Origin of the sequence: Acinetobacter sp. ANC 4173 (assembly GCF_004331255.1) — a bacterium.
Lineage (GTDB): Bacteria > Pseudomonadota > Gammaproteobacteria > Pseudomonadales > Moraxellaceae > Acinetobacter.
Genome location: NZ_SJOF01000002.1, coordinates 108,612 through 121,440 on the forward strand (window position 1 = coordinate 108,612; position 12,829 = coordinate 121,440).

The window sequence follows — 12,829 nt, forward strand, 5'->3', positions numbered from 1 at the left end:
CCATATTTGTCCTTATTTCATCTCGTGTTTGGAATCACTCTGAATTCTCCCATCCACCAGATTAATGGTCCGATCACAGGTTGCCGATAATCTAGGATCATGAGTCACCAATAAGACTGCACAGTCATGTTCGCGATGTACTTTACGAAATAATTCAAACATTTCCGCAGCAGTTTGAGTATCCAGATTACCTGTCGGTTCATCGGCCAACAATAGTGCAGGCTGAGTAATCAGTGCACGTGCAATCGCCACGCGCTGCTGCTGCCCTCCAGAAAGCTCATTCGGTTTACGGTCAGCGAACTTACCTAACCCTACGGCGGCCAATAATTCATGGGCATATTGCAACGCAGATTGATCTGGTTTTCCTTGCTTCAGCATTAATGGCATGAGCACATTATTTAAGGCAGTAAAAGCCTGTATAAGATGATGGAACTGAAACACAAAACCTATACTATTGCCACGTAACGCTGTCCGAGCCGTGTCATCCATACGGCTTGTCGCCTGCCCCAACAAGTACAACTCACCACGACTAGGCTGATCTAATAAGCCGAGAATATTCAGTAAAGTACTTTTGCCTGAACCAGAAGGACCAATTAATGCAGCAAAGTCATTCCGTTGAATACACAGGTCAATCCCATGTAATACCTCCACTTCATTAGGCTGCCCAACGTTGTAGGACTTTCGCAATGCTTCTAAACGCAGTACTTCCTGAGATGGATCAAACATGACGAATTGCCTCCACAGGATCAAGTGCAGCAGCCCGACGGGATGGTATTGCAGCAGCCAAAACCCCTGTCAAAGTCGCCAAAAATAATGCCGACAAGATAAGCTTGATTGAAATCGAAATATAAAACAAACCAGGACCAAACTGGTTAAATCCCCAGATCAAAGCATAACTGACTACACTACCAAGTATCGAACCAAGCAGACCAAAAATTGCCCCCTGAAACAAGAAAACTCTTAAAATTTGCGCTTGCGTCGCCCCCGTCGCACGTAAAATACCGATTTCCCGAGTCCGTTGCACCACACTCACCGACATCACACTGGCAATACCAAAAGCGACTGAAATCCCCACAAAAACAATAATCATGTTGGTCGAAAGGCTCTGAGCGGTAATCGCATTCATTAATTGAGCATTGGTTTCAATCCAGCTTTCTGCTTTTAATCCTGTCAGGCGTCCGACTTGCGAGGCAATTTGATCCGCCTGAAAAATATTCTGAATCGTCAGATCAATCACGGTCACGCCACCCGGCAAATTAAGTAAAGATTGTGCCTGTTTCAAATCCAGATAGACATAGCGCGCATCCAATTCACGCACGCCCAGTTCAAATATTCCAGAGATGTTCACCACTGCATTTTTCTGCTGTCCAGTGTCTAACCTTAATTTGCTCCCGACTTGCACACCCAAATCTTTGGCCAATTGACGCCCAATTAATACATTATCCGCACTGACTCGTAATTCACCACTCACCATATATTGCTTTAACGGAATAATCTGTTGATAACGTTCAAGATTGATACCAACCAATGCAACCGATTGAATCGCATCTCCGCGCTGTACAAATGCAGGACCAGAGACCACAGGAGAAACCGCCGTCAACACTGGCAACTGATCTAAGGTCTCAGTAATCTGCTGCCAATTATTAATAGAGCGTAAGCGCTGCGCACGCTTATCTTCTTGTAACAACTGAAGTGTTCCTGCTGCTGGCGGCACAATGTGATTCACCTCATCTGGTGAGAGCAAACGAATATGCGCCTGCGTCCCTAAAGTCCTTTCTACAATATTCGATTGTAAGCCCTGAATTAAGGCGCTAATGAACACAATGACTGCTACCCCCACCGCGACGCCAATGGTAATCATCATCGACTGTGTGCGACCCTCTCGCAAAAAACTGATTGCGATGGTCCACTCTGTCCAAAGTCGCCCAAAAAAGTTTTTCAATCGAATTTCACCGGTAATTCATTTTTGCTATTTGTCTGATCCGTTTGACTCTGCAAAACACGTTTAGTTTGCTCTATTCGGACACGAGTTCCATCTTTAAGCACTGATTCTGCATCGGTAAGGACGTGATCACCTTCTTTCAATCCAGCTACAACTTCCGACATGACCAAACCACGTAAACCCAGTGTGATAGGATGACGTTGAGTTTTTCTATCTCTTACTAAAATAACCATAGCCTTGTTGCCACTTATACTGCTTAAAGCATCATTTGGAATGACCAAGGTTCGCTCGCGCTTGTTGGTTTCAACATTTACCGATACCGTCATGTCTTGACGCAAAAAATCTGGGACTGGGTCAACTGTTAATCGGACGTCTACTGTGCCACGTTGAGCATCAATACTTGGGGCAATAAAATTAATATGGGCAGGAAAAGGTTGATCTGGATAAGCATCCGCAATCACTGCTGCTTTTTGTTGTAAAGCCAGCAGTGGTAAATTTCGTTCATCAAATGGCACTCGTATTTCAGTCGCACCATCCAGTGCAATAGTGAAGAGAGTCTGACTCGGTTGTACCAGATCCCCTGGCTCAACATTACGGGTTAAAATAATGCCTGAAACTTCTGCATGAATTTTGGTCTTGGCGAGTTGCGCTTGTAGTGCAGCGAGTCGTTCACGTAATTTTGTCTCTTCAACTTTATCTGGGGCAAGTGAAGCAACTTTTAATCGAGCTGATTCCAAATTATTACGGGCGAGCCTTTCTGCTTCTATCGATTTCTCCCTTTCCTCTGCTGATAACATTCCTAATTCGGTATTTCGTCTGCGTACCGCCTCTCTTTGAGCTTGCTCTAATTGCACTTTGGCATTCGCTAAATCGACTTCTGCTTGCGGACGTGTAGTGGTTGTGAGTTCCTTTAATTCAGCTTCTGCCTGCCGCACTTGCGCTGAAATTTCATCAGATTTCAGTACTAAAAGAACATCCCCTCGAAAGACCCGATCTCCCTCTTGAACCAAGCGCTCAAGAACAACCCCTGTAATTTCACTACCAATCTGAGTCCGAGATACTTTCTCTACCCGTCCTGAAGCAACAACTGTCTGAATCAATGGACTAGATACGACTTCATAACTAGGTAGCAATGGTCCTTGCCACCAGCGATATGTAGCAAAACTGACGACCAAAACCAGTAGTATGATCATGATCCAAGGCTTATAGCGGGTAACAAACAATTCCATTCTCCAAGCCAGATTAAAGGAAATTTTTTAAATCAAATCATTAGTCTTTACTTGAACGTGTAATTTTTTTCATAGATACAAATACTGAGTATAGTGAATTTTTGTCAGCTCAAAAATGTTAGGTTTATTAAAAGCCAATTTACTTTACATATTATATATGATGGTTTTTATACATCTAGATGCAAATTAAATCTGTTATCAATAATATAAATATCTTAAAAAATAACGTATAGACTTCTTTCATAAATCATTTTCACTCAGTTCCGAGTTGTAAATTCCAGCAATCAAACTGAATCTCAAATCGAGTCTTTTACCTCTATTGCGATAACGCTCAGCAAGGATTTTTGAATATTTTCAGACTACCGAATACATACTCAACTCCGATTCTTCTTATATTGCTTTCCTGATTTTAGATTTTTAGTTTAGGACCCAATTTAGAGTGTCTTTTAGCTTCTAATGACAGTAGGCTATTCGGATACGGCGCATAAATTCCCTCATAGCCTTTAAGGGGTATACCCTAGCCTCAGCCAAAGATAGTGCTGGATAGTGGCTAAGAGTGATCATTTTAAGCGAATTATCTATAGGGCTACGATATCTATATTTAAAACTTTTAACCCCCCTGTCTTACCACAACAGCTTACCCTCAAACCTGAATATTCACCTAGATCAGTTTTATCTTTATCACCCACTTTCATTTTGTCGATTGCAGGTACAGAGAACGTATTGTTTATTTTCAACCTTTTCCAACATTTCATTCCTCTTTTGTTCATTGACCTGAATTTGCGACCATACACCCTTGAGTCGATTGTAAACTGACTCAATCCTCTAAGATCTTGTACATTTTTATACACGGTCTTTTTTCTACTTAAATAGAACCACCACATCATCATTTTTGTAGACTCAATCATGCAAATCACATCCTATATTATTGAAAATTAATAATTTTATATAAATGAGCTTGTAAGACATCATAGCCAATATTGATTCACACACCCCCTATGATGCAATAGTGTAAATAATATTATTTATCAAATACATATTAAATTTTAAAATATAAATGTATACCGAAACCCACACTAAAACATCAGACTAAATTGTACTCGTTTAGACTCTATTAGAATTTTGTTTTCCAAATTTAGAACTCTGTTTTGATAAATGGTTTATCTCTTTTATAAGTTTAAAACCACTTAGCCCAAGTTTAATATTGCAAGATTAGGCAATAAATACATATAAACAGGTCAATATTTTCCCATCTTTCTCCCTAAGATATTCATTATTCTTTTTGGTCTTATGGAGAAATTACTTACTCGCCTAATAATCAAACATTTAAAGCCAAGGCTTCAGCAGTATTTTGCTGCTCAACCAAAGTTTGAATTGTAAAATGTTGATCTTTTTTCTGCTCACATGTGAATTCACATTTTTGCTCTAATTGGAATGTGCAACCACTTAATAATGGACAACTCGCAAATAATTCTGCAACCCAATCAACAAATACTCTCACCTTCGGTGATAAATGTCGGTTTTGTAGATACACCACGGATATAGGTAAAGGTTCAGGTAGGTATTCAGTTAATACCTGTTTAAGTGCACCGGACTCTAAGTGTTTTGCAACCATAAAATATGGACACTGAATTAATCCAAAACCTTGAAGGGCTAAATCAATATATGAATCCCCATCATTTACAGATACCCGTCCAATTACACTCGAACTCTGCACTTCACCATCTACCACAAAACTCCAATCAATATTGCGCCCAGTACGACTATTAAAATAATGGACAGCTTGGTGTTTTTGTAAATCATCAATTGTTTTAGGCGCATCATGTTCTGCCAAATAACTTGGCGCCGCAACCGTAACCAACTGGAGTGTACCAATACGGCGAGCCACTAAACTAGAATCTTTGAGTTGACCAATACGAATCACACAATCTACTGCATCTTGCACTAAATCTACGGGGCGGTCATGCATACCAACCACCAAATCGATATCTGGATATTTTGCATGAAAATCGCACAACATTGGTATGAGAATGATACGCCCTATTGAGGCTTTGACATCAATCCGCAAACGCCCCCGTGGTCCACGCTCAGCATCATGAAAGTTCGATTCAACCTCTTCTACATCCGCTAAAATTTGCACACTGCGTTCATAGTAGACGGCGCCATCGGGGGTCAAATTTAGTTTACGAGTAGTCCGATTTAATAAGCGAATTTGTAAATGCTTTTCTAATGCCTGAATGGTTGTCGTTACTGAAGCACGGGGTAATCCTAAACTATCAGCTGCCAAACTAAAACTGTTGGTTTCAACCACTTTATTAAATACTTTCATGGCATGAAATAGATCCACACATAAACTCCTATTAAAGCATTTTGAAAATTCAATGCTTCAATTGTTATAAAAATACGAATAGTGTTATCAAATTTAATATATTTATTCGTAATTGACAAATATTTATGCTCCGTCCATTCCGTAAACCCTATTCCACTCCCTATAGATTAAAACCAAAAGTCTAGAGAACAGGTGTCCAAATAAACAGGAGCTATTCATGTCAATTTCCCGCAAACAGTTCTCTCTGTCTGCTGTCGTTGTCTCTATTGTGGTTGCAGGTGGCAGTTTTATGTTTTTACATGAAAATGCCGATGCTAAAAATATGCCAAGTACCAGTCAACAAGCCGCTACAACTGTCGATGTTGCCAGTGTTGTGAGTCAAACCATTACCGATTGGCAGGAATATTCAGGCCGATTAGAAGCCATTGATCAAGTTGATATTCGCCCCCAAGTATCGGGTAAATTAATCGCGGTGCATTTTAAAGATGGTAGCCTTGTCAACAAAGGGGCACTTCTCTTTACGATTGACCCTCGTCCTTTTGAAGCAGAACTTAATCGCGCCAAAGCACAACTTGCTGCGGCCGAAGCCCAAGTGACCTATTCCACGAGTAATTTATCTCGCAATCAACGTTTGATTGAAAGCAATGCTGTCGCTCACCAAGAGCTTGAACAAGCTGAAAATGAAGCACGCACAGCAAGAGCCAATGTTCAAGCCGCTAGAGCTGCTGTCGAATCAGCACGTTTAAATCTTGAATATACCCGCATTACCGCACCTGTCAGTGGTCGTATTTCTCGTGCCGAAGTAACGGCTGGAAACGTGGTATCTGCGGGTAATGGTGCACAGGTTTTAACCAGTATTGTGTCAGTCGCTCGTTTATATGCATCTTTTGATGTCGATGAACAAACTTATCTGAAATATCTAAGTGATCAAGATAATGCTGCTCAGATTCCTGTATCTATGGGACTTGCTAATGAAGAAGGTTTTTCACATGAAGGCGTCATTAGTTCATTTGACAATAATTTAAATGCTACATCGGGAACGATTCGTGTCCGAGCTACTTTTAACAACCCGAATGGCACACTCCTTCCCGGTTTATATTCACGTATTCGTCTTGGTGGAGGTCAACCTCGTTCAGCAATTCTCATTAGCCAAACAGCCATTGGTGTCGATCAAGATAAGCGTTTTGTCATCGTTGTGAATGCGAACAATCAAACCAGTTACCGAGAAGTGAAACTTGGCGCAGTACAAGACGGACTGCAAATCATTAACAGTGGTTTACAAGCCGGCGATCGTGTGGTCGTCAATGGTTTACAGCGGATTCGACCAGGGGATCCTGTTACCCCGCATCGTGTACCAATGCCGAACAGCCAAGTTTCAACCGTTCTACAACCTCAGCCAACTGACAATACTCCAAATTCGGCAAAAGGTTAATCGTGTATGAATATCTCTAAATTTTTCATTGATCGCCCCATATTTGCAGGCGTACTGTCCGTGCTCATCGTGTTGGCAGGTGTATTGTCCGTCTTTAAACTGCCTATTTCTGAATATCCTGAAGTCGTACCGCCCTCTGTGGTCGTTCGTGCTCAATACCCAGGCGCTAACCCGAAAGTCATTGCCGAAACTGTCGCTTCACCACTTGAAGAATCAATCAATGGTGTAGAAGACATGTTGTATATGCAGTCTCAAGCCAACAGTGACGGTAATCTAACGGTCACTGTGAACTTTAAACTTGGGGTTGATCCAGATAAAGCTCAACAACTGGTACAAAACCGAGTCTCACAAGCCTTACCGCGTTTACCTGAAGATGTACAGCGTTTAGGGGTGACAACACTTAAAAGCTCTTCGAACTTGACTATGGTGGTGCATTTAACATCACCAGATAGTCGTTATGACATGACCTACTTACGTAACTATGCGGTGCTCAATGTCAAAGACCGTTTAGCACGTTTGCAAGGTGTCGGTGAAGTTGGTCTATTTGGCTCAGGTGATTATTCCATGCGGATTTGGCTAGATCCGCAGAAAATCTCCGCAAGAAATTTAACAGCTAGTGAAATTGTCAGTGCAATCCGCGAGCAGAATATTCAAGTAGCTGCAGGGACGATTGGTGCATCTCCAAGTAATGCACCTATACAACTTTCAGTTAATGCCCAAGGTCGTTTAAGTACCGAACAAGAATTTGCCGATATTATTCTAAAAACAGATTCAAATGGTGCAGTCACTCGCTTAGGAGATGTTGCTCGTGTAGAACTTGCTGCTTCAGAATATGGTTTACGCTCGTTATTGGACAATAAACAAGCTGTTGCCATTCCTATTTTCCAAGCTCCGGGTGCAAATGCTTTGCAAGTGTCTGAGCAAGTGCGTGACACCATGCAGGAACTGTCAAAAGATTTTCCGTCTTCAATTCAGTATGAAATTGTTTACGATCCGACGCAGTTTGTTCGTGCCAGTATTGAAGCTGTAGTCCATACCTTACTTGAAGCAATTGCACTGGTCGTTGTAGTGGTGATTTTATTCCTGCAAACATGGCGTGCATCTATTATTCCTTTACTTGCTGTACCTGTATCTATTATTGGTACATTTGCATTGATGCTAGCATTTGGCTATTCCATCAATGCGCTATCCCTATTTGGAATGGTCCTTGCCATCGGCATTGTCGTCGATGATGCAATTGTCGTCGTGGAAAATGTCGAACGGAATATTGAAGCAGGATTAAACCCGAGAGATGCAACTTATCGTGCCATGCGTGAAGTCAGTGGTCCGATTATTGCCATTGCCCTGACGCTATGTGCCGTGTTTGTACCGCTTGCTTTTATGACAGGTTTAACGGGGCAATTTTATAAACAATTTGCCATGACCATCGCGATTTCAACGGTGATTTCTGCGTTTAATTCACTCACCCTCTCCCCTGCTTTAGCCGCGATTTTACTCAAAGGTCATGATGCCAAACCTGATGCGTTGACGCGTGGTATGAACCGCGTATTTGGACGATTTTTCAAAGCATTTAACCGTATATTCTCACGTGCATCTGATCGTTATAGTCAAGGCGTGAGTCGTGTTATTTCACACAAAACTTCAGCTATGGGTGTTTATGCAGTATTGCTTGGTTTAACTATTGGTATTTCTTATATTGTGCCTGGTGGATTCGTTCCAGCTCAGGACAAACAGTATCTGATTAGTTTTGCACAATTACCCAATGGTGCTTCTTTAAATCGAACAGAAGACGTTATTCGTAAAATGAGTGATGCAGCACTGAAACAGCCGGGTGTCGAAAGTGCGATTGCCTTCCCTGGTTTATCTATTAATGGTTTTACCAACAGCTCAAGTGCGGGCATTGTTTTTGTAACCCTGAAACCGTTTGATGAACGCAAAAGCAATGAGCTTTCATCTAGTGCCATTGCAAGTGCGCTCAACCAAAAATATGCAGCCATTCAAGAAGCCTATATTGCGGTTTTCCCTCCTCCGCCAGTTATGGGTTTAGGAACTGTCGGTGGTTTCAAAATGCAGCTTGAAGACCGTGGTGCATTGGGTTATTCCGCTTTAAATGATGCGACACAAAACTTTATCAAAGCGGCTCAATCAGCGCCAGAACTTGGTCCAATGTTTTCAAGCTATCAAATTAATGTACCTCAACTCAATGTCGATTTGGATCGTGTAAAAGCCAAGCAACAAGGTGTGGCTGTTACAGATGTGTTTAGCACGATGCAAATTTACTTGGGCTCTCAGTATGTCAATGACTTTAACCGTTTTGGCCGTGTTTATCAGGTACGAGCGCAAGCTGATGCACCCTATCGAGCCAATCCTGAAGATATTTTGCAACTGAAAACCCGCAATAGCGCTGGGCAGATGGTGCCATTGTCTTCATTGGTCAATGTGACACAAACCTATGGTCCCGAAATGGCCGTGCGTTATAACGGATATAGTGCAGCCGATATTAATGGTGGCCCTGCACCAGGCTATTCATCGAGTCAAGCTGAGGCTGCTGCGGAACGTATTGCTGCACAAACCTTACCACGTGGCATCAAATTTGAATGGACCGATTTAACCTATCAAAAAATTCTGGCAGGAAATGCTGGACTGTGGGTATTTCCGATTAGCGTCTTGTTGGTCTTTCTCGTCTTAGCGGCGCAATATGAAAGTTTAACCCTACCCTTAGCCGTAATTTTAATTGTACCGATGGGAATTTTAGCTGCACTCACAGGAGTATGGCTGACCAATGGTGACAACAATATTTTCACTCAAATTGGTTTAATGGTACTGGTTGGGCTGGCCTGTAAGAATGCGATTTTGATTGTTGAGTTTGCTCGTGAGCTTGAAATGCAAGGGATGACCGCCTTTAAAGCGGCCGTTGAAGCCAGCCGTCTACGTTTACGTCCAATTTTAATGACTTCATTCGCTTTCATTATGGGGGTTGTACCGTTAGTTCTTTCTACAGGTGCTGGCTCAGAAATGCGTCATGCAATGGGCGTTGCCGTCTTCTCTGGCATGTTGGGTGTAACTTTCTTCGGTTTATTCCTTACACCTGCTTTCTATGTGCTCATTCGAACCTTGAATCGTGGACATAAACTGCATTCAGCTAGCCCACACGAAGCTCCTATCAATCCACATCACTAAAATGGACGGTATGATCATGCCTAAAAAACAGATCTGGTTATTGTCCTCGCTTATGGGAAGCCTGCTACTTGCAGGCTGCTCATTGGCGCCACAATATGAACCAGCAAACGTAGCGACTCCACTTAAATTTAAAGAAGCAACATCCCTTCCAGAAGATGAAAACTGGAAGGTTGCCCAACCCAACGATATACAATCTAGAGGCGAATGGTGGCATGTTTTCAATAATGCTGAGTTGAATGAGCTAGAACAACAAGCCATTGCAGGCAATCAAAACCTAAAATCTGTTGCTGCCAATATTCAAGCATCTCGTGCTTTAAAGTCAGCAGCACAAGCCGAACGTATGCCAAGTATTGGCGTGGGTTTCGGCCCTACACGACAAAGGCTTTCTCCTGCTTCTCAAGGATTAGATACGAATGCGCAGACTTCAACACAAACTTTGTGGCGTGCACAAACAAATGTGGCGTATGAGCTAGACTTATTTGGTCGTATAGCCAGTAGTGTGAATGCAGCAACAGCCGATGTACAGCAACAAGAAATTTTATATCAATCTGCACTTTTGGCATTACAAGCCGATGTTGCACAAAGTTATTTTCAAATTAGGCAGTTAGACACAGAACAAGTCATTTATGAGCGAATGATTAAACTGCTGACTGAATCACATCATTTAATGCAAGCTCGCTTTAAAAATGGAGCAGTCAGTGAACTTGATGTGTTTCGTGCACAAACTGAATTGTCCACAGCGCAAACCAATTTACTCAGTATTGAACGTAGTCGAGCAAATGCTGAACATGCTCTTGCGGTGCTACTGGGTAAACCTCCAGCTGATTTCGGTCTGCCTAAGCAAGTACTAACTAAAACTACTATTCGAATACCTGCGGGTTTACCATCAAGTCTACTTGAAAGACGCCCTGATATTGCTGCTGCCGAACGTGCTATGGCCGCAGATAATGCACGAATAGGGATTGCTCGTGCGGCATTTTTCCCACGGCTGAGCCTTACGGGGGCTTTGGGTTATGAGTCATCAACACTTGGGGATTTAACACAATGGTCTAGCCGAACATTCTTATTGGGTCCTGTCGCAGGTACAATTTTGTCTTTACCTTTATTTGACGGTGGACAGCGTAAAGCTGGTGTTGCACAAGCAAGAGCGGCTTATGAAGAAAGTATTGCCAATTATCGACAAACCGTGCTGAATGCATTCCGTGAAGTTGAAAATGGGTTGTCTGATCAACGCATTCTAGAGCAACAAATAAATGCACAAGCTCAAGCACTTTCATCTTCTCAGCATGCAAACAAACTTTCACATTTGCGCTATCGTGAAGGCGTTATCAGTTATCTAGATGTGATTGATTCTGATCGTAATATACTTCAACAAGAGCAATTAGCTGCACAGCTTCATGGCAGTCGTATGATAGCCAGTGTGGACTTAATTCGTGCTTTAGGTGGTGGATGGACGATGAATCAGACACAAGCTTTCGCTCAATAAAAGATCAAACCTTTTAGTATGAATTGGCTACATGTCAATTCATACTCAATGCTGAAAATCTTTCTGAATAACTTATACGTGGGTCATGGTTTAGTTGATATTACTCTGATTTCACCTCAGAACTGGAATATCATAACCCTGTCGTATCACATGATCTAAATTTTTTAATAGCACTAAAAATCAAATTCTTAACGTATCTATCACCAGCTTCAAAGCAGAAGACTGTTGTCTGCGATGGGGGTAATAAAGGTGATACCCTGAAAACTGGATACTAAATTCTTCCAAGACCTGAATTAAATCACCCTGCTCGATTTCCTTTTCCACCATATCTTTGGGAATGTAAGCTAGTCCCATACCCAACTTAACAGCTCGGGCAATATCAAAACTTTCATTAAACACCCATTGCGGGTTAATCTTAACTTTAAATTCCTGTCTTTCTTTTTCAAACTCCCATGCATAGATTCCTCCTTGAGTCATTAACCTAAAACCAATACATTGATGCTGATCTAAGTCATTGGGAGTTTGAGGAATACTATAACGCTGGAAATAATCAGGCGTTGCAACCACAGCCATTCTGACATCCTCTCCAATTCTCACGGCAACCATACCATCAGCCACCCGACTGCCAAACCTAACACCTGCATCAAAATGCTCAGCAACAATATCCACCATGCCACTATTGGCACTAAACTCTACTTCAACATCAGGATAAAGATGAGCAATTTTTACCAGTTTGGGAATCAGGATATGTTGTATGGCATGGCTGCTGGCATTTATTCTAACTCTACCTGCTGGTGTATCCCGAAAGGTATTCAATAATGTCAGTTCATTATCAATCTGGTCAAAACTAGCACTAATGGTTTGTCTTAAACGCTCACCCGCTTCGGTGGGCGATACGCTACGAGTAGTTCGATTTAACAATAAAATACCTAACCGCTCTTCAAGACCACGAATGCTATGGCTGAGCGCTGATTGTGAAACACCAAGTTTACCTGCTGCCTTGGTAAAACTGCCCTCTCGTGTCACCATCAGAAAAGCATGTAGGTCGTTATAGTTCTCTCTACTAATCAAGGCGTAAACTCCTGTTGCTCAATATCAGCCATTATCTTTATTACACGTTGGGCATTGTATCGTGTCTACTATTAATGAAATAAAGTGTATTCATAATTCTATTTTAGATCCTTATTTATAATGAATTACCGAAAGCATTTAATGAATGGAACAAACGGAT

Annotated in this window: 9 protein-coding genes; 3 read left to right on the top strand and 6 right to left on the bottom strand. The window is 41.8% G+C overall.

The features are described from left to right. Positions 1-12: 12 nt before the first annotated feature. The 5 genes from E0H94_RS02940 to E0H94_RS02960 all read right to left on the bottom strand — a co-directional run bounded on the left by E0H94_RS02940 (position 13) and on the right by E0H94_RS02960 (position 5,518). Positions 13-726, bottom strand: a complete 714-nt coding sequence (locus E0H94_RS02940; protein WP_131325062.1) for an ABC transporter ATP-binding protein — start codon at positions 724-726, stop codon at positions 13-15. After that, positions 719-1,942: an ABC transporter permease gene (locus tag E0H94_RS02945; RefSeq protein WP_131325063.1), complete on the bottom strand. Its 1,224-nt coding sequence runs from the start codon at positions 1,940-1,942 to the stop codon at positions 719-721. Before E0H94_RS02945 ends, E0H94_RS02940 begins: the two co-directional genes overlap by 8 nt. Continuing rightward, positions 1,939-3,165 carry an efflux RND transporter periplasmic adaptor subunit gene (locus E0H94_RS02950; protein ID WP_131325353.1) on the bottom strand — a complete coding sequence of 409 codons (1,227 nt, stop codon included), beginning with the start codon at positions 3,163-3,165 and terminating at the stop codon, positions 1,939-1,941. Before E0H94_RS02950 ends, E0H94_RS02945 begins: the two co-directional genes overlap by 4 nt. A gap of 584 nt (positions 3,166-3,749) precedes the next feature. Further along, entirely contained in the window at positions 3,750-4,079 is a 330-nt protein-coding gene (locus E0H94_RS18980; RefSeq protein WP_413773001.1) for a hypothetical protein, read from the bottom strand. A gap of 410 nt (positions 4,080-4,489) precedes the next feature. Beyond that, positions 4,490-5,518, bottom strand: coding sequence for a LysR family transcriptional regulator (locus E0H94_RS02960; protein ID WP_131325064.1), 1,029 nt, complete (start codon positions 5,516-5,518; stop codon positions 4,490-4,492). 199 nt (positions 5,519-5,717) lie between these two features. Here E0H94_RS02960 and E0H94_RS02965 point away from each other — a divergent pair, with 199 nt between their 5' ends. The 3 genes from E0H94_RS02965 to E0H94_RS02975 are packed head-to-tail and all read left to right on the top strand — an operon-like array spanning position 5,718 to position 11,598. Next, positions 5,718-6,932: an efflux RND transporter periplasmic adaptor subunit gene (locus E0H94_RS02965; RefSeq protein WP_131325065.1), complete on the top strand. Its 1,215-nt coding sequence runs from the start codon at positions 5,718-5,720 to the stop codon at positions 6,930-6,932. A gap of 6 nt (positions 6,933-6,938) precedes the next feature. Then, a complete protein-coding gene (locus tag E0H94_RS02970) occupies positions 6,939-10,112 on the top strand; it encodes an efflux RND transporter permease subunit (RefSeq protein ID WP_131325066.1) in 3,174 nt (1,057 codons plus the stop codon). A gap of 16 nt (positions 10,113-10,128) precedes the next feature. Beyond that, positions 10,129-11,598, top strand: coding sequence for an efflux transporter outer membrane subunit (locus E0H94_RS02975; protein WP_413773002.1), 1,470 nt, complete (start codon positions 10,129-10,131; stop codon positions 11,596-11,598). 180 nt (positions 11,599-11,778) lie between these two features. On the opposite strand, the gene E0H94_RS02980 is transcribed toward E0H94_RS02975, so the two are convergent. Further along, positions 11,779-12,669: a LysR family transcriptional regulator gene (locus tag E0H94_RS02980; protein ID WP_131325068.1), complete on the bottom strand. Its 891-nt coding sequence runs from the start codon at positions 12,667-12,669 to the stop codon at positions 11,779-11,781. Positions 12,670-12,829 lie beyond the last annotated feature (160 nt).